The sequence below is a fragment of the Kribbella sp. NPDC050820 genome, from assembly GCF_040653975.1.
Classification (GTDB): domain Bacteria; phylum Actinomycetota; class Actinomycetes; order Propionibacteriales; family Kribbellaceae; genus Kribbella.
In genome coordinates, this window is record NZ_JBFAHB010000041.1 from 53,177 (window position 1) to 73,251 (window position 20,075).

General features: G+C 70.2%; 17 protein-coding genes. 11 read left to right on the plus strand and 6 right to left on the minus strand.

The genetic code is table 11. From position 1 onward, the window contains the following. Nucleotides 1-4 precede the first annotated feature (4 nt). Nucleotides 5-2,029 (plus strand): primosomal protein N', encoded by a 2,025-nt coding sequence (locus tag AB0H36_RS29400; protein ID WP_360530482.1) that lies wholly within the window; start codon nt 5-7, stop codon nt 2,027-2,029. Here the strand turns inward: AB0H36_RS29400 and AB0H36_RS29405 are convergent. Next, the gene (locus AB0H36_RS29405; protein ID WP_360530485.1) at nt 2,026-3,015 is read right to left on the minus strand and encodes a helix-turn-helix domain-containing protein; all 990 of its coding nucleotides are present in this window, start codon (nt 3,013-3,015) and stop codon (nt 2,026-2,028) included. The genes AB0H36_RS29400 and AB0H36_RS29405 overlap by 4 nt on opposite strands. A 72-nt stretch (nt 3,016-3,087) precedes the next feature. Between AB0H36_RS29405 and AB0H36_RS29410 the strand changes: the two genes are divergently transcribed. Continuing rightward, on the plus strand, nt 3,088-4,299 hold the full coding sequence (locus tag AB0H36_RS29410) for an MFS transporter (RefSeq protein WP_360530488.1): 1,212 nt from the start codon (nt 3,088-3,090) through the stop codon (nt 4,297-4,299). Here the strand turns inward: AB0H36_RS29410 and AB0H36_RS29415 are convergent. Next, complete coding sequence (locus AB0H36_RS29415) at nt 4,232-5,557, minus strand: MFS transporter (protein ID WP_360530491.1); 1,326 nt, start codon at nt 5,555-5,557, stop codon at nt 4,232-4,234. The two genes, AB0H36_RS29410 and AB0H36_RS29415, sit on opposite strands and share 68 nt — an antisense overlap. A 97-nt stretch (nt 5,558-5,654) precedes the next feature. On the opposite strand from AB0H36_RS29415, the gene AB0H36_RS29420 reads away from it, so the two are divergent. After that, nucleotides 5,655-6,617 carry an AsnC family transcriptional regulator gene (locus AB0H36_RS29420; RefSeq protein WP_360530494.1) on the plus strand — a complete coding sequence of 321 codons (963 nt, stop codon included), beginning with the start codon at nt 5,655-5,657 and terminating at the stop codon, nt 6,615-6,617. A 10-nt stretch (nt 6,618-6,627) separates the two neighbouring features. Next, nucleotides 6,628-7,248, plus strand: a complete 621-nt coding sequence (locus tag AB0H36_RS29425) for an HAD family phosphatase (protein ID WP_360530497.1) — start codon at nt 6,628-6,630, stop codon at nt 7,246-7,248. Here the strand turns inward: AB0H36_RS29425 and AB0H36_RS29430 are convergent. Together AB0H36_RS29430 and AB0H36_RS29435 are read right to left on the minus strand one after the other, a co-directional pair. Continuing rightward, nucleotides 7,241-8,359 (minus strand): hypothetical protein, encoded by a 1,119-nt coding sequence (locus AB0H36_RS29430; RefSeq protein ID WP_360530500.1) that lies wholly within the window; start codon nt 8,357-8,359, stop codon nt 7,241-7,243. The genes AB0H36_RS29425 and AB0H36_RS29430 overlap by 8 nt on opposite strands. Nucleotides 8,360-8,363: 4 nt before the next feature. Beyond that, nucleotides 8,364-9,440, minus strand: coding sequence for a C39 family peptidase (locus AB0H36_RS29435; protein WP_360530503.1), 1,077 nt, complete (start codon nt 9,438-9,440; stop codon nt 8,364-8,366). Nucleotides 9,441-9,788: 348 nt separating this feature from the next. Here AB0H36_RS29435 and def point away from each other — a divergent pair, with 348 nt between their 5' ends. The 4 genes from def to AB0H36_RS29455 are packed head-to-tail and all read left to right on the plus strand — an operon-like array spanning nt 9,789 to nt 13,716. After that, on the plus strand, nt 9,789-10,382 hold the full coding sequence (gene def, locus AB0H36_RS29440; protein ID WP_360530506.1) for a peptide deformylase: 594 nt from the start codon (nt 9,789-9,791) through the stop codon (nt 10,380-10,382). Then, nucleotides 10,379-11,311 carry a methionyl-tRNA formyltransferase gene (gene fmt, locus AB0H36_RS29445; RefSeq protein WP_360530509.1) on the plus strand — a complete coding sequence of 311 codons (933 nt, stop codon included), beginning with the start codon at nt 10,379-10,381 and terminating at the stop codon, nt 11,309-11,311. The genes def and fmt overlap by 4 nt, the downstream gene beginning before the upstream one ends. Continuing rightward, nucleotides 11,304-12,680, plus strand: coding sequence for a transcription antitermination factor NusB (locus AB0H36_RS29450; RefSeq protein WP_360530512.1), 1,377 nt, complete (start codon nt 11,304-11,306; stop codon nt 12,678-12,680). The genes fmt and AB0H36_RS29450 overlap by 8 nt, the downstream gene beginning before the upstream one ends. 46 nt (nt 12,681-12,726) lie before the next feature. Then, on the plus strand, nt 12,727-13,716 hold the full coding sequence (locus AB0H36_RS29455) for a DMT family transporter (RefSeq protein ID WP_360530515.1): 990 nt from the start codon (nt 12,727-12,729) through the stop codon (nt 13,714-13,716). On the opposite strand, the gene AB0H36_RS29460 is transcribed toward AB0H36_RS29455, so the two are convergent. Next, nucleotides 13,705-14,676 (minus strand): DMT family transporter, encoded by a 972-nt coding sequence (locus tag AB0H36_RS29460; RefSeq protein WP_360530518.1) that lies wholly within the window; start codon nt 14,674-14,676, stop codon nt 13,705-13,707. The two genes, AB0H36_RS29455 and AB0H36_RS29460, sit on opposite strands and share 12 nt — an antisense overlap. A gap of 120 nt (nt 14,677-14,796) precedes the next feature. Between AB0H36_RS29460 and AB0H36_RS29465 the strand changes: the two genes are divergently transcribed. From AB0H36_RS29465 to AB0H36_RS29475, 3 genes are read left to right on the plus strand one after another with little or no spacing between them, the layout of a single operon-like run. Next, on the plus strand, nt 14,797-15,999 hold the full coding sequence (locus tag AB0H36_RS29465; protein ID WP_360530521.1) for a cysteine desulfurase-like protein: 1,203 nt from the start codon (nt 14,797-14,799) through the stop codon (nt 15,997-15,999). Nucleotides 16,000-16,038: 39 nt separating this feature from the next. Then, complete coding sequence (locus tag AB0H36_RS29470) at nt 16,039-17,565, plus strand: hypothetical protein (RefSeq protein WP_360530524.1); 1,527 nt, start codon at nt 16,039-16,041, stop codon at nt 17,563-17,565. Further along, nucleotides 17,562-18,818 (plus strand): ROK family transcriptional regulator, encoded by a 1,257-nt coding sequence (locus AB0H36_RS29475; protein WP_360530527.1) that lies wholly within the window; start codon nt 17,562-17,564, stop codon nt 18,816-18,818. The genes AB0H36_RS29470 and AB0H36_RS29475 overlap by 4 nt, the downstream gene beginning before the upstream one ends. Nucleotides 18,819-18,854: 36 nt before the next feature. Here the strand turns inward: AB0H36_RS29475 and AB0H36_RS29480 are convergent, their stop codons facing one another. Beyond that, nucleotides 18,855-20,051, minus strand: coding sequence for a transposase (locus tag AB0H36_RS29480; RefSeq protein ID WP_360530530.1), 1,197 nt, complete (start codon nt 20,049-20,051; stop codon nt 18,855-18,857). Between the last annotated feature and the right edge of the window lie 24 nt (nt 20,052-20,075).

Consider the following 20,075-nt stretch of genomic DNA (forward strand, 5'->3'; position numbering starts at 1 on the left):
TCCGGTGACATCGAACGGAGACTCCCCGGAGCAGCTGACGCTGCTGCGGGACACCGTTCGCAAGTCCCGGACCAAGGAACCGGCCGGGATCACCTCGTCGTTGCCGGTGGCCCGGATCGCGGTCGACGTCTCGCTGCCGCACCTGGACCGGCCGTTCGACTACCTCGTGCCGGACGACCTGGCCGATTCCGCGCAGCCGGGCGCCCGGGTGAAGATCCGCTTCGCCGGCAAGGACCTGGACGGGTTCGTCCTGGAGCGGCTCGAGTCCTCCGACCACGACGGCAAGCTGGCCCGGATCCGGAAGGTGGTCTCGCCGGAGCAGGTGCTGACGCCGGAGATCGCCGACCTCTGTCGCGCGGTCGCGGATCGGTACGCCGGGGTCTTCGCGGATGTGACCCGCCTGGCCGTCCCGCCCCGGCATGCGAAGGTCGAGGGCGAGCCGCTGCGCTGCAACCAGCCCGCGCTGCCGCCGCTGTCCACGTCGCGTTCGGAGTGGTCGCCGTACCCGGCCGGCTTCCTGGATGCGGTGGCTCGGTCGGAGGCGCCGCGCGCGATCTGGACCGCCGTACCTGGGGCTGATTGGGCGCTCGCGTTCGCGCAGGCTGCGGCGGTGTGTGCGGCGTCGGGGCGTGGTGCGTTGCTGCTCGTGCCGGATGCCCGGGATCTCGAGCGGTTGGCATCGGCCTGTACGGCGGTTCTCGGCGAGACCGGGTTCGTCAAGTTGTCGGCGGATCTCGGGCCGACCGCTCGCTACCGAGCCTTTCTCGCGACGCTCCGAGGGTGTGCGCGGGTGGTGATCGGGACGCGGGCAGCAGCGTTCGCGCCGGTGGCGAATCTCGGGCTGGTCGCGTTGTGGGACGACGGCGACGACTCGTACGCCGAGCCGCGCGCGCCGTACCCGCATGCCCGGGAGGTTCTGTTGTTGCGGGCGTACCGGCAGCAGTGTGCCGCTTTGCTCGGTGGGTTCGCGCGGTCGGTCGAGGCGGCGGCGTTGCTGGAGTCCGGGTTCGCGGCGGAGTTGATCGCGGACCGGCAGGTGATTCGGGCCGCCGCTCCCGCGGTGCACATCGCGGGGGAGTCGGACACCGATCTCGCCCGGGATCCGGGGGCGCGCGCGGCGCGGCTGCCGCACCGTGCGTTCGAGATCGCGCGAGAGGGCCTGCGGTCCGGGCCGGTGCTGGTGCAGGTGCCTCGGGCGGGATACCTGCCGAGCCTGGTGTGCCAGACCTGCCGGGCTCCGTCGCGCTGCACGACATGTGGCGGGACCTTGCGCCGTACTGGCGGATCCGGTCCGGCGAGCTGCAGCGTGTGCGGCCGGCCGGCGACCGACCACCGGTGCCCGGAATGCGGTGACACCCGGATGCGCGCTGCCGTTGTCGGCGCCCGTCGTACGGCGGAGGAGCTGGGCCGGGCGTTCCCCGGATTGGTCGTGCGTACGTCGGGTGGCGACAACATGCTCGACGTCGTGTCGGACACGCCGGCGCTGATCGTGAGCACACCGGGAGCCGAGCCGGTCGCGGAAGGTGGGTACAGCGCCGCATTGCTGCTGGACACGTGGCTGATGCTGGCTCGGCCGGATCTGCGGGCACCGGAGGAGGCTGTGCGGCGATGGTTCAACGCGGCGGCGCTCGTCCGGCACACCGGCACGGTCATCTTGGTGGGTGAGCCGTCCGCGTTGCCGTTGCAGGCGGTGGTGCGGTGGAGTCCGGAGGGGTTCGCGGCGCGGGAGGTGGAGGAGCGCCGGGCGGCCCGGCTGGCGCCGGCGGCGAAGTTGGCCGAGCTCACGGGGCCGTCCGAGGCGGTGAACGATCTCATCGGCCGGCTACGACAGTTGCTTCCGGCAACCGCTGGGCTCGAGGTGCTGGGGCCGGTGGACGTCGACGACGAGACGGTCCGAGCTGTCGTGCGAACGCCGCGAGCAGCCGGGTCGGCGCTAGCTCGTGCTTTGAAGGAAGCGCAAGCTGCGCGCACCACGAAGAAGAACCCGGGGTCAGTGCGCGTCCAGGTTGACCCGCCGAGCTTTGGCTAAGCGGTAGAGGCCAGGGGAGTGGCTGCGGTGAGCAGCTGAGTGCCCAGCGCGGTGCGGTGATAGAGCACGGCGCGGCCGTCGCGGCGGGAGTCGACCAGGCCGGCACTGCGCAGGATGCTGAGGTGCACGCTCAGCGTGGGCGCCGAGACCCCGAGCTGGTGCGCCAGGTGCGTGGTCGACATCGGCAGGTCGAGGTGGCTGACGATCGCCGCGCGGGTCCGGCCGACCAGGTCCGCGAGCGGTGAGTCGGTGGTGTCCTGCCGGTCCTCCCAGAGTCGCCCGAGGCCGCGCGGCGGGTAGGTGATCGTCGGCACGTACGGCGCCGCGGTCACCGACAGGCCGGCGGGCCAGCTGAACACGCTCGGCACCAGCAGCACGCCCTGCCCGGCCATCGGCTCGCCGTCACAGACGAACGGCCGGTCGATCTCGATCCGGCTGACGCTGAACCGGATCGACGGGTGCAGGTTGCGGAACAGCCGCTCGATCCCGCCGGCCGCCAGCTCGTCCAGCCGGAACGCCAGGTCCTCCTGCAGCAGCGCCCGCATCCGCCGCCAGTCCGGCTCGATCGCCCGCCGCCAGTAGCTCTCCAGCGCGGACGTGATCAGGTCGAGCGCCTTGGCCGGGTGCGCGACCAGGTCGGGCAGCAGCGGGTGCGGGGTCTCGTGGTGCAGCCTGCCGAGCTCGTCGGTGACCAGGTGGTGCGGCGTGGCGGCGATCGCGGCCAGGCCGGACTCCAGGCTGGTGGTCCGGCGCGGCGGCGCCGGCGTGATGAAGTCCGGGATGTAGCCGACCGGCGGAATGAGGGCCTTCAGCAATGTCAGGTCCGGTCCGTCGATGATCGGGCAGACCTTCTGCATCCACGGCGCGTGCACGCTGCGGGCCGGGTTGTTGCTCAGCGCCCGCACGCTGGTGACTGCCTCCCAGACCGGCGACAGCGCGAACCGGATCCGGCCCACGTCCTCGGCGTTCAACCTGATCGTGATCACCTCGCCAGCCTAACCGATTAGTCCTGGGACTAATCGTCGACACCTCTCCGGCCGGCCTTCAGAGTTGTCGTCATGAGTGCCACCGCCGCTGTCGCCACGCCTGCTCCCGCGCTGCCGCGGGCGTTCTGGGCGCTCTGGGTCTGCCAGCTGGTCAACCGGCTGGGCAGCTTCGTCCAGCCGTTCCTCGTCCTCTACCTGACCCAGGACCGCCTCCTCTCGGCCGGTACGGCGGGCGCCGTGGCGGCCGCAGTCGGCGCCGGCTCGGTCGCCTCGCAGCTCGTCGGCGGCTGGCTGGCCGACCGCGTCGGCCGCCGGGTCACGATGCTGGCGTGCTTCTTCGGGACCGCTGCCGCGCTCATCCTGCTCGGGTCGGCCCGGTCGATGGTGATGATCTGGGCCGCCGCGTTCGTGGTCGGCCTGCTCGGTGACCTGTTCCGCCCGGCCGTCCAGGCGACGGTGGCCGACCTGCTCCAGCCGGGCGAGCGGGTCCGCGCGTACGGTCTGCTGTTCTGGGCGATCAACCTGGGCTTCTCCGTCTCGACCGTCAGCGCCGGCGTGCTGGCGTCGGTCGGTTACGGCCTGCTCTTCTGGCTGAACGCCGGTACGTCGGTGATCGCCGGCCTGGTGATCTGGACGATGGTCCCGGAGACCCGTCCGGCCCTGGACGAGGGCGTGTCGCGCCGCTCGCTGCTGCCGGTGGCGCTCCGAGACACCGTGTTCCTGCTGATGGTCCTGCTCCAGATCGGCTACGCCACCATCTACTTCCAGGGCTACTCGACGCTGCCGCTGGCGATGGCGGACGACGGCCTGCCGTCCTCGACGTACGGGCTGGTGATCGCGCTGAACGGCGTGGTGATCGTGCTGGTCCAGCCGTTCCTCGGCAAGCGGCTGGCGAAGTTCGACCGGCCGAAGCTGCTCGCGGCCTCGATGCTGGTCGTCGGTCTGGGCTTCGGCCTCGGCGCGGTCGTGCACGACTGGTGGGGCTACGGGCTGTCGGTCGTGGTGTGGACGATCGGCGAGATCGGGTTCGCCGCGGTGATCGGCGCGGTGTTTGCGGACCTCGCTCCAGTCGACCTGCGGGGCGGGTACATGGGCATGTCCGGGATGGCGTTCGGTGTCGGCGCGGTGGTCGGGCCGCTGGCCGGCGCCAACGCGCTGGATACCTTCGGCCCGACCGCCACCTGGCTCGGCTGTGCGTTGCTGGGGGTGCTGATCTTCATCGGGCAGTTCGCGCTGGCTCCGGCGCTGCACGCTCGAGCCGCCGCGAACGCGGCGACCGCATGACGTGAGCGGTCGCGACCGTCGCCGCGACGGCCGCGGTCGCGACCCAGAACGACCGATCGAGGGTCGCCGGGTGGTGCAGGAAGATCGTGCCCAGCCCGGCGACACCGAGCGTCCCGCCGAACTGCTGGACCGCGTTCAGCAGCCCTGCCGCCGATCCGGTCTCCTGTGGCTGCACTCGGTGCAGTGCCTCGGTGAAGAACGCGGTCGTGAACAGCCCGACCCCGGCGCCACACAGGGCGAGTGCCGGCAACAACCACAGGTGAGCGCTGAGTACGCCGACGAGCAGCACGCCGAGGCCGACGTACATGAGCCGCGAACCGAACCGCCCGATCAGCCACTGACCGGCGACCCACGCCGAAATCCCGGAGACGGCCGACCACGGCAGCAGCACCAGGCTGGACCGCATGACACTCTCGTGCAGCGTGAGTTGCTGATGCAGTACGACGACCAGCGTCAGCCCACTCATCACCGCGAAGAACAGCGTCGACGTGATGAGCGCAGCGCCGAAACCACTGTTCCGGAACACGCTCAGTTCGACGAGTCGCGCCTTCGACCGTGACTGCTGGAGGACCGTGAGTCCTAGGACGGCGACGCCGACCGGCAGCAGGAGCCAGTCCCGCGACTGCAGGATCGGGTAGACGACCAGCGCCGTACCGATCGAGAGCAGGACGGTGCCGATCAGGTCGAGGCCGGGGCGCTGTGGTGCGCGCGACTCGGGGAGCAGGTGAGCCAGCGCCAGTACGGCGATGCCGAGCGGCACGTTGACGACGAACACGGCTCGCCATGAGCTGAGATCGGTGATGAAGCCGCCGAGCAACGGTCCGGAGATCCCGGCCAGACCCATCACCGGGCCGATAGTGCCGAGTGCTTTGGACAGTTCCGACTCGTCGAAGCTGCTCCGGATCAGCCCGATCGTCTGCGGGATCACCAGCGCGGCCGCGGCGCCCTGGACCGCTCGGGCGCCGATCAGTACGGCGGACTGGGTCGCCAGAGCGCACAGCGTGGAGGTGGCCACGAAGACGGCGATCCCGACCCGGAAGAGCCGGCGGCGGCCGAAGCGGTCGCCGAGCCGGCCGCCGGTGATCAGCAGCGCGGCGAAGGGGAGGGTGTACGCCGCGCTGAACCACTGGATGTCCGACGCACGACCGCCGAGGTCCGCGTGGATCACCGGTGCGGCGACCTGGACGATCGTGGCGTCCAGGAGATTCATGGCCTCTGCGACCAGGAGGGCGATCAGCCCGATCCAACGTGTCTTCATGACCGCACGATCGCCGGGGCGCGGCGTGATTCTCCATGCAGCGCGACCAGGTTGCGGATATCTTCCATCGACTGGCCGTCTGGGCGATGATCTTCACATGCTGGACGAGATCGACCAGGGCCTGATCCATGCGCTGCAGCTGGACGGGCGGGCGCCGTACAGCCGGATCGGATCCGTGCTCGGGGTCTCCACGCAGACGGTGGCGCGGCGCTACAACCGGCTGCGGGCCGAGGCAGGCCTGCGGGTGGTCGGCCTTCCAGATCCGCAGCACGCGGGGCGCGCGCAGTGGCTCGTTCGGCTGACAGCGACGCCTCAGGCGGCGCAGGATCTGGCGGCGGCGCTCGCCCGGCGGCCGGACACGAGCTGGATCAAGCTGGCCTCGGGCGGGACCGAGATCATGGCGATCGTCCACACCACACCGAGCGACGGGAACACGCTCCTGCTGCACGACATCCCGCGGACGACGGGCATCACGTCGGTGTCGGCGCACTACCTCCTGCACGTCTACATCGGCGGCCCAGCCGCGTGGCGCGGCCGCGCCAAGAGCCTGACTCAGGACCAGGAGCTCGCCCTCCTGGCGCCGGCGACGGTTCCCGACCCGGCCCGTTCCTCGGCGCGGTCCCTCGGCTTGGGCGACCACGAGCTGCTCGCCGCCCTCGGCCAGGACGGACGTGCGACGCTTGCCGATCTCGCCGTACGCACCGGCTGGACAGCCACGACTGTCGCCCGTCGGCTCGACGAGTTGCAGCACAGCGGTGCGCTCTTCTTCGACGTGGACGTCGACCCGGCGATGCTCGGCGTGACCACGAGCGCGATGCTGTGGCTCTCCGTAGCTCCAGCCCACATCGACGCGGTCGGACGCGCACTGAGCGAGCACGACGAGCTCGCCTTCGTCGCAGCCACCACCGGACGCACCAACCTGGTCGCGCACGCGTTGTGCGCCAGCCCCGATGCCCTGCACACCTACCTGACCGAGCGCCTCGGCGCACTGGAATCGGTCACCGCACTGGAGACCGTGCCGGTCCTGCGGACCGTGAAGGCGGCGGCGCCGTTCGCATAGGGTTGCGGGCATGACGGAGCGGACGATCGACGTGGTGGTGTTCGACATCGGTGGGGTGTTGCTGGACTGGAACCCGGACTATCTGTACGCCGACCTGATCCCGGACGAGCAGCAGCGGAGCTGGTTCTTGACCAAGGTGACGACCCGGGAGTGGAACCAGCAGCAGGACGCCGGCCGTCCGTGGGAGGAGGCAGTCGCCGAGCTGACCGCGCTGCACCCCGAGCACGCCGAGTGGATCGAGGCGTACGACACCGGCTGGCTGCAGATGGTCAAGGGCCTGTTCGAGGACACCGTCGAGCTCGTCACCGAGCTCCGGGAGCTGGGCATCCCGAACTACGCGCTGACCAACTTCTCCGCGGAGAAGTGGGAGATCGCCAAGGAGACGTTCCCGGTCCTGACCGGCTTCGACGGTGAGGTGGTGTCCGGTGTCGAGCAGACCGTGAAGCCGGACGAGAAGATCTACCGGATCCTGCTGGAGCGGTTCGGCCTGGACGCGGCGCGCACCTTCTACACCGACGACGTGCAGTACAACGTCGACGGCGCCCGCGCGGTCGGCCTCGACGCCGAGTTGTTCACCGGCGCCGCACAGCTTCGGGAGCAGTTGTCCGCGCGCGGGCTGCCGCTCAGGTAGCCGGCGCGGAGAAGGCTTCGGTGTACGACGGGGTCGTCGCGAGCTGGGCGGCCTCGACGTACACGACGTCGTCCTGGCAGGTCAGCGGAGTCAGCGCCGTGCCGGGCTCGCCGGTGTAGATGCGCTGCGGCTGGGCCAGGCCGGGTCGCCAGCGGTTGATCTGGTAGGCCTCGTTGCCGTCGGCGACGGTCCTGGTCTCCCAGAAGATCCAGTGGCCGCAGGCAATGATCGTGTCGGTGACGATCGCGCCGAGGGCCCGGGTGGGGGAGTCGGCGGACTCCCGGACGTACGCCTTGCTCTGGTACTGGTCCGGGTCGGAGGCGGCGACCTCGGACCAGACCGTCGCCCCGCCGAGTGAGGCGCCGCTCCACTGCAGGCAATTGGTTGCCGCCGGCACCGGGCGGGCTGCGCCGCCGGTCAGTGAGGCGACCAGGATGCGCTTGCAGCGGCGGCTGGTCTCCGGCGCGGCGATCTCGCTGTACGTGACGCTGTCGGCCGAGACCACTGGATCTGCGATGTAGCCGGGCGCCGCGACGCAGCCGACGGTGCGCGACGCCAGGGTCGCGAGGTCGGCGACGATCAGGCAGGACCGGTTCTTCGCGTCGGTGGAGCTGTAGGCGAAGGTCGCGTCGTTCGCGCCGATCTCCGGTTCGGAGACTCGGGGGAGGCGGCCGAGGCCGGCCGGGCGTCCGGTGGTCAGGTCGTAGCGGACGACCTTGATCTCGGGATTCGGGCCGTCCGAGCGGATGTCCTCGATCAGCGCCCAGCGGTCGTCGATCACGACCGGCGACTGGGCGACGAAACCGGCCGCCGGGACGTGCCGGACGACGACCTTCTTGCTGGCCCGGTCCGTCACGGTGGTGATGCCGGCCTCGTCGCTGCCGCGGGTGACGACGTACTTGCGTTGCTGGGTGACCAGGTGCAGCCCGTCGACCGGTTGCCGCAGCACCTTCGTCCACTTCGGCGGGCTGGTGTCCACCGACGGCGTCTTGCTGGGGCTGGTGGAGGTGCTCGGCGGGGTGCTCGACGGGCTGCTCGTGCTCTCCGGGTTGGACGAGCAGCCGGCGGCGAGCAGGACGACGGCGAGGGCCGCCAGGGGAGTACGGCGCATGGAGTCAGAGGCCGATGTTCTGGAAGGAGTTGGCCAGGGTCGCGTTGAACAGGGCGGTCGCCGGAATGTTCTTCGGGCCGTCGGTGACGTTGCCGCGGCTGGTGAACCGGCGCTCGTTGAACACCTCGAAGATCGCGATCGTGCCCTTCGCCTTGTCGTAGCCGCGGCCGACCTGGTAGTGGCCGCTGTGGTTGAACGCCAGGTACGGGAAGTAGCGCTTCAGCAGTTGGGTGTGCTCGATGATCGGCGCCGGCTGCCCGTCGCCGAGGTGGTTCTGGTGCACGGTGAAGAACTTCTGCGCGTTCCAGTGGCCGACGCTCTGCACGATGTAGGTGCCGGCCGCGAGATCCCAGTTCGTCTTCAGGTTGGTCTGCTTGACCATCGCGGTGATCGCGGTGCCGGACGACGTCGTACCGAGGTCCTTGGCCCAGGACGCCTGGGTGTCGCGCTGGTTGTCGTCGGCCCAGTCGATCGACTGGAAGGTCGCCGGACCACACCAGAACCCCTTCTCCTGCGAGGTCTGGAACCCCTTCATGATGTACGACGACCCCGGCAACTTCACCGGCCTCGGACTCGGCACCAGCGTCGGCGTCCCCGTCGAAGGCGCCGTACGGGTCGGTGAAGGCGTCGGTGCCGGGGTTGGAGTCGTGGTCGGAGTCGTGGTCGGAGTCGTGGTCGGGGTCACCGCGTCCGTGCCGGTCCTCGTGTCTGCGTTCTCGTCGAGCAGCCGCAAGGCGCGAGCCTTGTCCCGGCCGTCCCAGGCGGCTTGCATCTCGTCGAGCTCGGTGCTCACCCGGACACTCTTCGTCATCGACGCCCGCTCGGCGACGAAGGCCTGTGGGGTCAGATCACCCGTGGGGATGTCCTCCTCGACCCCGACCTCGCCGTCGGCGCGCACTCTCGGCGCCGCCATCAACTCCTGCACCTGAGCCCCGCTCGGCACCTGGTCGACGAAGCCCAGCCCGAGACAGTAGTTCTCCTCCTCGAGCTTGAAGCACCGCAGGATCGACGACGCCTGCGCCGAGCTGTCGGCCGACCGCAGCTCCAGGTCGTCGGGCGACGTCTCGGTGACCTGCTTCACCACATCACTCCAGGAGCGCGCGGCGGCAGGCTCCGAGGCCGGCGTGGAGGGCTCCGGGGCGGGCGTGGAAGGCGCGGCGGCGGGCGCTGACGGTTCACGCGGTGCGAACGCGAAGGCTGTGAGGGGTGCCTGGGTCAGTAGTGCACCCAGGATGATCAGAGTTGCCCCCCGTGCTGCTGTGAGCATTGGGTCTCCCGTTGGGCGTGTGACGAATGTGACTGTAGGTACGCCTGAGACCACAGTACGTGCTTGTGGCAACAACGGGGAGAGGGACCTCCCGCCCGAACCACCCCGTGGCGCCAACTAGACTTGCCGGGTCCCGGTCCGTGGAACGCTGTGGAGAGTCTGTTGTCGGTCACACCCATCCGCCTGTTCGGCGACCCCGTCCTGACCACCAAGGCGGCGCCGGTGGTCGACTTCGACGCCGAGCTGCGGCGCCTGGTCCAGGACCTGACCGACACGATGGTGGCCGCGCCCGGCTCGGGTCTGGCAGCGCCCCAGATCGGCGTCGGCCTGCGCGTGTTCACCTGGAACATCGACGGTGAGCTCGGGCACCTGGTCAACCCGCAGCTGACGCTGTCCGACGACGAGCAGTTCGGCCCGGAGGGCTGCCTGTCCATCCCCGGCCTCACCTTCGACTGCCGCCGCGCCCTGTCGGTGATCGCCAAGGGCTTCAACATGTACGGCGACCCGGTGGTGATCGAGGGCTCCGACCTGCTGGCCCGGTGCATCCAGCACGAGACCGACCACCTGGACGGCGTGCTGTTCATCGACCGGCTCGACACCGACACCCGCAAGCAGGCGATGAAGGCGATCCGGGAGGCGGACTGGTCCGGCCTCGGCGGGACGCCGACCGTGAAGGTCTCGCCGCACGGACCGGACGGCTTCGGGGCGAACGGTCTCGGGGCGAGTGCCTTCGGAGCGAACGGATTCGGCCTGTGAGAGTCGTCTTCGCCGGAACCCCGGAACCCGCCGTCACCGCCCTGCAGGCGATCGTTGCCAGCCGCCACGAAGTGGTTGCCGTCATCACCCGCCCGGACGCGCCGGCCGGCCGCGGCCGCAGACTGGTCGCCTCGCCGGTCGCCCAGCTGGCCGAGGAGCTCGGCATCGAGGTGCTGAAGCCGGTCAAGCCCAGCGACCCGGAGTTCCTGGCCCGGCTGACCGAGCTCGCGCCGGACTGCTGCCCGGTCGTCGCGTACGGCGGCCTGTTGCCGCAGGCGGCGCTGGACATCCCCGAGCACGGCTGGATCAACCTGCACTTCTCGGTGCTGCCGGCCTGGCGGGGCGCCGCGCCGGTGCAGCACTCGATCATCTCCGGCGACGACGTGACCGGGGCGAGCACGTTCCGGATCGTGAAGGCGCTCGATGCCGGTCCGGTATACGGCGTGCTGACTGAGCCGATCGGGCCCGAGGACACGTCCGGCGACCTGCTCACCCGGCTGGCGGTGTCCGGAGCGAAGCTGCTGGTCGACACGCTGGACGGGGTCGAGGCGGGTGTGCTCGAGGCACGGGAGCAGCCGACCGACGGTGTCACGCTGGCGCCGAAGATCACGGTCGAGGACGCCGCGTTGGACCTGAGTGCGCCGGCGCAGCGGGTGGACCGGCTGGTGCGCGGCTGCAATCCGGCGCCGGGGGCGTGGACGACGTTCCGCGGCGAGCGGTTGAAGGTGCTCGCCGTACATCTCACCGATGAGGAGCTGAAGCCGGGCGAGCTGCAGGCGACCAAGTCGAGTGTGAAGGTCGGCACTGGGAGCAAGGCGGTCGAGCTGGTGACGGTTCAGCCGCAGGGCAAGAAGCCGATGGCCGCGGCCGACTGGGCCCGCGGCGTCCGCCTCACCGACGAGGACCGCTTGGGGTTTTCGGGTGGGTGATCGGTCGCCGCGTAATCGGGCGCCGCAGCGGCGTCCGGATCGGGTACGGCGGGTTGCGTACCAGGTGATCCGGCAGGTCACCGCCGAGGGCGGTTACGCGAACCTCGTCCTCAACAAGGCGCTCCGCGACCAACGCCTCGGCGGCCGGGATGCCGCGTTCTGCACCGAGCTCGTGCACGGCACGCTCCGCTGGCAAGGCACGTACGACGCCTTCCTCGCCCGCAGCGTGTCGCGCCCGCTCGCCGATCTCGACCCCGAGCTCCTCGACCTCCTCCGCCTGGGCACCCACCAACTCCTCCGCATGCGCGTCGACTCCTACGCCGCGGTCAGCGAGATGGTCACCCTCACCCGCGCAGAGATCGGCCAGAAACGCAGCGGCCTCGTCAACGCCGTCCTCCGCAAAATCAGCCAACGCACCCTCAACCAGTGGATCGCAGCCGTAGCCCCGCCCGCAGACGAGGACCCCTTCGGCCACCTCGCAATCGCCAAAGCCCACCCGCGGTGGGTGATCGAGGCGTTCGCCGAGGTGCTGGACCGTGATCTGGAAGCGCTTCTCGACGCCGACAACGAGCCGCCTCGGGTGACGTTGGTGGCTCGGCCGGGGGTTGCTGAGGTGGATGAGTTGGTTGAGGCGGGGGCGAGCCGGGGGCGGTGGTCGCCGTATGCGGCTGTGCTTCACGGTGGGGATCCGGGCCGGATCGAGGCTGTGGCTACCGGGCGAGCCGGTGTTCAGGATGAGGGGTCGCAGCTGGTGGCGACCGCGCTGGCGACGGCGGCGGTCGACGGCTCGGACGACAAGTGGCTCGACCTCTGTGCTGGGCCGGGTGGGAAGTCGGCTCTGCTGGCTGCGTTGGTCAACCAGCGGGATGGTCAGCTGACGGCGGTCGAGCCGCTCAAGCATCGGGCTGACCTGGTTCGGGCCAACCTCCGGGCGATCCCGGGCGATCACAAGGTCCTGGTCGGCGACGGCACCAAGCCGACCTGGCCGGCGGCATCCTACGACCGGGTGCTCGCCGACGTGCCCTGCAGCGGTCTCGGCGCGCTCCGGCGCCGCCCGGAGGCCCGCTGGCGCCGTACGCCGGAAGACGTCATCGCGCTCCGCCCCCTCCAGGAGGACCTCCTCGACTCCGCGATCACCTCGGTCCGACCGGGCGGCGTGGTGGCCTACGTCACCTGCTCCCCCCACCCCGACGAGACCCGCGCGGTCGTCGACGCCGTACTCGAGCGCCGCGCCGACGCCACCCTGGAGGACGCCCGGGACCTGTTCCCCGGCGTGCACGACCTCGGCGACGGGCCGGACGTACAGCTGTGGCCGCACCTGCACGGCACCGATGCGATGTATCTCGCACTGATTCGGCGGACCACCTGACGGACCCGATGTCAGGAGCAAGACGACGAACGGTCATGATAGAGGGGTGACAACGACCGCCACCCGCCCTGCCCGCTCGACCAAGCACCACCAGTTCGTCGGTCTGAGCGCGGCGTTCGGCATCGGGATGCTGGTCGCGGTCCAGTCCCGCCTCAACGGCGAGCTCGGGCACGTGCTCGCCGACGGCGTCGCGGCCGCGCTGGTCTCGTTCGGCTCCGGCCTGCTGATCCTATTGATCGGTACAGCAATCGTCCCGCCGATCCGCCGCGCCCTCGCCAACGTCTGGCGCCAGATCCGCACACCCATGCGCGGGTACGGCGGCCTGCGCTGGTGGCAATGCATCGGCGGACTCGCAGGCGCCTACCTGGTCGCGACGCAGTCCATCACCGTCTCGGTCATCGGCGTCGCCGTCTTCACCGTCGCGGTCGTCGCCGGCCAAGCGGTCAGCAGCCTGGTCGTCGACCGCCTCGGCTTCGGCCCGGCCGGCCCGCAGCCCTACACCACCCTCCGCGTCGTCGGTGCGGTCCTCGCGCTCGGGGCCGTCGTACTCGCGGTGTCCTCCCAGCTGAGTCATCCCGACGGCCTGCTGCTCGCCGTACTACCCGCACTCGGCGGCGTCGGTACGGCGGTCCAGCAGGCGATCAACGGCCGAGTCGCCCGCACGGCCGCGCCGAACGCGTACGGCGCTCTCGCGGCCGGCGTGGTCAACTTCCTGGTCGGCTTCGTCGCACTGCTTGTCGTCTTCGTCGCCGACCTCGCTTTGCGCGGCGCGCCGCAGCATCTGCCGAGCGAGCCCTGGCTGTACCTCGGCGGCGCGTGCGGCGTGATCTTCATCAGCGCCGCCGCAGCCGTGGTGCGCGTGGTGGGCGTGTTCGTGCTCGGCCTGGGCACGATCGCGGGTCAGCTGATCGCCAGCCTGTTCATCGACCTGTTCGTCCCGGCCGCCGACAAGGCCGTCACGTTCCCGGTCGTCGCCGGGACCCTGCTCGCCCTCGTCGCCGTCATCGTCGCGGCGGTACCGAACCTACGCCGCTGACGCCTCCGCGGTGAGCGTCGGTCTCCGGCGCAGGTTGCGCAGCAAACCCTGCGACACCGCGACCCCGAGCAGCACGATCAGCGCGCCGACCGGCTGGTACCAGGTGATGTGCTCCTTCAGCACGATCACGCCGACCAGAATCGAGAACACCGGCATCAGGTAGGTCACCATCGACGAGCGGCTCGCGCCGATCAGTCGGATGTTGCGCAGGCTGAGCACGAACGCGAGCCCGCTACCGAGCGCGCCCAGCGCGACCACGCTGGCGACCACCTCGAGCGACAGTGACCACGGCACCGGCGGCGCCTCCCGGGTCACGATCGGCGCGACGATCGCGATTTGGACCGCCGCGCAGATCAGCAGGCTGGCGGACAGCGCCGTACCGGACAGTGTGGTGCCGGCGATGAACCGCTTCTGGTACGGGACCGCGATCCCGTAGAAGACCGCCGCGAGCATGCACAGCGCCTGACCGGTCAGGTCCGCGCCACCCTGCACGTTCCACGCGCCCAGTACGACGAGCATGCCGCCGAACCCGATGATCAGCCCGAGCACCCGCTGCAGCGAGAACCTCTCGGTCCGGAAGACCAGTACGGCGATCGGCAACACGACCAGCGGGGTGATGCCGTTCCAGATCCCCGCCAGGAGGGACGGAATCCGCTGCTCGCCGTACCCGAACAACGTCCACGGGATCGCCGACCCGATCGCACCGACGACGAACGAGTGCAGCCACAGCCGCGGCTCGCGCGGCAGCGACTCGCGCTTCACGGCCAGGATGGTCAGCAGCACCAGCGACCCGGCGACGACCCGCCCGAGCGCCAGGTACAGCGGATGCAGCTCGCGGACGCCGACGGAGATGAACAGGAAGCTGCAACCCCAGATGGCCGCCAGGGCCAGCATCGTCGGAAGCCAGGCCTGCAGGGGGACTCCGGACTCGGCCCGGTCAGTAGTCGAAACGGTGCTCACTCCTGACATCCTGCACTACTGAGGGGACAACTTGTACAGATTTGCCCGCCATCGGGCAGCCCCCGGCGGAAATGGACAACCGCTGGTCGTCGGGGTGGCGCGGGGGAGAGGATGACCGTCATGGGTGTCTTCGATGTCGTTGCTGTCCGGAAGCAGTTCCCCGCCCTCGACGAAGGGGCCGCGCACTTCGACGGTCCCGGCGGCTCGCAGACCCCGCAGGTGGTCGCAGACGCGGTCGCCACCACGATGACCTCCGCGGTCGCCAACCGCGGCACGCTGACCGCCGCCGAGCGCCGCGCCGACGAGATCGTCGTCGGTGCGCGGGAGGCGGTCGCCGACCTGCTCGGCACCGACCCACGCGGCATCGTGTTCGGCCGCAGCATGACTCAGCTGACCTACGACTTCTCCCGGACGCTCGCCAAGACCTGGCAGCCCGGTGACGAGGTCGTCGTCACGAAGCTCGACCACGACGCGAACGTCCGCCCCTGGGTCCAGGCCGCGGAGGCGGTCGGCGCGACGGTCCGCTGGCTCGGCTTCGACACCGTGACGTCCGAGCTCGACGACATCACGCCGCTGCTCAACGACCGCACGCGCTTGGTCGCGGTCACCGGCGCGTCCAACCTGCTCGGCACCCGCCCGGACACCGTCCGGATCGCCGACCTCGTCCATCAGGTCGGGGCGCTGCTGTACGTCGACGGCGTTCACCTGACCGCGCACGTGCCGGTCGACGCGTCGTACGCCGACTTCTACGTCTGCTCGCCGTACAAGTTCTTCGGGCCGCATCTCGGGGCGCTGACCGCGTCGCCGGAGCTGCTCGAGACGCTGCATCCGGACAAGCTGGCGCCGTCGACGGACGTCGTACCGGAGCGCTTCGAGCTGGGCACGCTGCCGTACGAACTGCTCGCCGGGACCACCGCGGCCGTGGACTTCCTGGCCGGGCTCGGCGGTGCCGGCGCGACGCGGCGCGAGCGTCTGCAGAGCTCGCTGGCGCTCGTCGAGGAGTACGAAGACAACCTTCGGGACGAGCTGGAGGCCCGGCTGGCGGCGATCCCTGGCATCAAGCTCTACGGCCACGCGGCACGCCGTACGCCGACTCTGTTGTTCACTGTGGACGGCTGGACGCCCGCGGCCGTGGCCGAGCGGTTGGCGGCGGCGAAGGTGAACGCGCCGGCCGGTTCGTTTTACGCGTACGAGCCCGCTCGTCACCTCGGTCTGGGCGCCGCCGGAGCGGTCCGCGTCGGCCTCGCGCCGTACACGGACCACTCGGACGTGGACCGTCTCGTCGCCGCCCTGGAGAGGCTTGACGGTTCTTCTGACCACTAACTAAAGTCCGTGGGGAAATTCCGTCCGCGAGGGAGTCAGGTGAGCGAACCGAGTGCGGTCTTCGTCCAGGTCGGCCCCTCGGACACCCTGACCACAGCTGTCCGCAACGGCGCCACCTGGTCGGTCGCAGGCGTTGAGGTGACCTGGTCCGACGGCGCCGTCGAGGTCAGCGCGCAGACGATCTCGCGGATCGCGATCCGCTGGTCCGACGCGTTGCCCGCCGGGTCGCTGATCCTCGGCGACGCCTGGGAACGCTCGTACGGCGACCTGCAGTGGCGTCACCAGCAACCAGAGCGCCAGCTGCCGTGGTACTTCCTCAGCCACGACGCGACCACCGGCCGGACCACCGGCGCCGGCGTGGTCGTGCAGCCGAACGCGTTCTGCTCGTGGACCGTCGACGCCGCCGGCTTCACGCTCTGGCTCGACCTCCGCAACGGCAGCGGCCCGACCGACCTGAACGGCCGGACCCTCACTGCAGCCACCGTCCGTCGGTTCGAGGACGCCGGCACCCCCTGGCTGACCCTGCACGCAGCGGTCGCCGCCATGAGTTCCCGACTACCGGCGCGACCTGAGCCCGCGCCGGTGGTCGGGGCGAACAACTGGTACTACGCGTACGGCGAGAACTTCGACGAGAAGGCCGTCCTCCAGGACGCGGCCACTGTCGTCGAGCTCGCGGACGGTCACCCGGTCAAGCCCTTCAGCGTCATCGACGACGGCTGGTATCCGGGCGGCATCGGAACCGGTGGACCGTGGGACATGGGCACGCCCGGAGTGTTCGACGACATTGCCGGCACAGCAGCGGCCATCAAGGCGATCGGCGCCCGTCCCGGCGTGTGGTTTCGTCCGCTGCTCGCCCAATCGCGCGCATTGGATCCGTCCGACCCGGCGGTGCTCGACCTCGTCCGCACAGACCTGCAGCGGTTCAAGGACTGGGGTTTCGAGCTGGTGAAGCACGACTTCAGCACGTTCGACACCTTCGGCCGCTGGGGACCGACGATGGTCTCCGGGATGACCGACGCCCGACCGTTCCACGACACAACCCGGACGTCGGCCGAGATCGTGCTGGCGCTCTACCGCGAGATCCGGTCGGCCGCGGACGACGTCGTACTGATCGGGTGCAACACGATCGGACACCTCGCGGCCGGGCTGGTCGACGTACAGCGGACCGGTGACGACACGTCGGGTCGCGACTGGGAGCGGACGCGGAAGATGGGTGTGAACACGCTCGCGTTCCGGCTGCCGCAGCACAACCGGTTCTTCAGCGTCGACGCCGACTGTGTGCCGTGCACTCCGCAGACCCCGTGGGAGCTGAACCAGCGGTTCCTCGACCTGGTCGCCCGCTCGGGTACGGCGCTGTTCGTCTCGGTCGATCCGGCTGCGCGGACGGAGCAGTCGGACCGGGCGCTGAGCGAAGGTATACGGTTGGCGCTCAGTGGTGGTGACCCGTCCGGGATCGAGCCGGTGGACTGGCTGGTGAGCACGACGCCGGGCTCGTGGCGAAGCGGTGCGGAGACGATCCACTACGACTGGGTTCGTCCGTGGGGCGCGGATCCGGTTTCACCGTGACAGCTGGGGGTTTGGTGGCCGTACGCCGGGGGACCAATCTGGATCGGGTCGGCGGGTTCAACGACGCCGTGGTGCTGGACGCGATTCGCCGTACCGAGCAGCTGAGCCGGGTGGAGCTGGCCGAGGTGACCGGCCTGTCCGGGCAGGCGATCTCCAACATCATCCGCCGGTTGCTGGACGCCGGGCTGGTCCGTGAGGCGGGCCGGCAGAAGAGCGCGGGACTCGGCAAACCGCGGACGCTGCTCGAGCTCGAACCGTCCGGTCAGTACGCCGTCGGCGTGCACCTGGATCCGGCGGTCGTCACCGTCGTAGTGCTCGACCTGACCGGTGACGTGGTCGCGCGACGCAGCGTCGGTACGCCGTACGCCGACGATCCCGCCGTGCTGATCGACCGGATCGCGGCGACGATCGAGGACGTGATCGACTCCGCGGGTGCGCCGCGGGATCGGGTGGTCGGCGTCGGGATCGCGGCGCCTGGACCGATCGACGTCGAGCGTGGTGTGGTCGTCGAGCCGCCGAATCTGGCCGCGTGGCATCTCGTGCCGTTGCGGGACGAGCTGCGCGAGCGGACCGGGCTGCCGGTCCTGCTGGACAAGGATGTGACCGCCGCGGCGTCGGCGGAGAAGTGGGCCGGCGGCTCCGGCAGCTTCGTGTTCTTCTACCTCGGCACCGGGATCGGCGCCGGGCTGGTGATCCGCGACGAGGTGGTCCGCGGCTCGTCGAGTAACGTCGGCGAGATCGGCCACGTGATCGTCGACCCGGACGGCCCGCTCTGCTACTGCGGCCGGCGCGGCTGCGTCGGCGAGACCAGCCAGCCGCGGTACCTGGTGCAGCAGGCGGCCCAGGCCGGTGTACTTGCCCAAGGCATCGATCTTGACGACCGGCAGGCGGTCGACGCCGCGTTCGCCGAGCTCTGCGCGGTGGCCGCGGCAGGCCCCGGCGTGGGGCGTGAGATCGTTGCCGCACTCGCCGAGCGGGTCGCGAAAGTGGTCGAGGACATCGCGAACCTGCTCGACCTGGACCGGGTCGTCTTCGGCGGCCCGCACTGGGAACAACTCGCCCCGTTCTTCGGCGACGCCGTCCAGGACGCCCTGAAGGAACGCTTCCTGGTCCGCTCGGTGCATCCCTTCGAGGTCGCCGGCACCGCCCTCGGCGCCGACGTCGGGGCCATCGGCGCCGCCAGTCTCGTCCTCGACCAGACCTTCTCCCCGAACCCCTCCGTGCTCCCCGGCGAGCTTGTTGCTGAAAGTTGACGTCCTCCCCGTCTTGGGTGGCGGGGATTCCAACCACTACGCGGAGGTAGCGAGTTGAGGTTCACGCTTCGGCGCGACCCGTACTGGCGTCTCTCGGCGTGCGCTCACGGCCCGTCCGGCCGCCATGTTGACTGCCGCGTTCACGTCCGCGTTCGCCTGATGCCCGCAGGCTACGCACCGGAACACCGATTGGCTCTCTCGGTTTCCCGGTGCGCAGTGCCGGCAGACGCTGCAGGTCTGCGACGTGTACGCAGGATTGACTCTCTCGACACGTCCCGGCGCCTTGTGCTCGAGGCGCTGAGCGAGCCGTCCCCAGCCGCTGGTGAGGATGCCCCGGTTGAGTCCGGCCTTGGCACGGCGATGGTTCGGCAGAAACCCACCGGGTCGTTCGGGGTCGGGTTTGGGCCTGGTTCGCCGGGTCATCTTGGCGATGCGCAGGTCCTCGAGGCGGATGAGGTCGAAGCGGCGGGCGAGGTCTGTGCTGGTCTTCTCGATCCAGTTCTTGCGCCGGTCGGCGGCACGAGTCAGGAGCTTGGCGATTGCCGCCTTTACCCGGCGGCGCCGGTTGGAGCCGCGACCCGCGCGGACCAGACGGCGTTGCAGGTGCTTCAGTCGTGCCTGCTCACGTTCGGTCAGTCCTGGGCACGACAGGAGTTCACCAGTGGACAGGGCGGCCGAGACGGTGACGCCACGGTCCACGCCGACGACCGCACCGGTTCCGGGGGCCGGGATGGGCGTCGGGATGACGGCGAACGCGAGGTGCCACCGGCCGGCTCGGTCTTGAGTGACCCGATAGGACTTGGCGTCGGGAGCGGCTCGGGACAGCCGGAACCGGACCCAGCCGACCTTGGGCACGTTGACCTTGGCCCATTTCCGGTTCAGCTTGATGACGCGGGAGGCTTGGCGGCCAACGATGCGGAACCCTTCGTGCCGCCCGGCTTTGCGCCAGGTCGGTCGCCGGTGGGTTCCAGTGAAGAAATTCTTGACGGCCTGGTCGAAGTCCCGCAGCGCTTGCTGTTGTACAGTCTGCGATCCGGTCCGAAGCCAGCCGAACGCGGCTCGTGCCTCGGTCAGTTGCCGACACTGGCCAGCGAAGCTCGGCGTCATGCCTTTGTCTCGAGTCCACATCGACCATTGCTCAAGCGCCAGGTTCCACACGTACCGGGCGTGGCTGCAATGCCGCAACAGCGCTGCTTGCTGCGCGACCGTCGGGTACATCCGGAACCGAGACATGCCACATACCCAATCAGCCGGGAC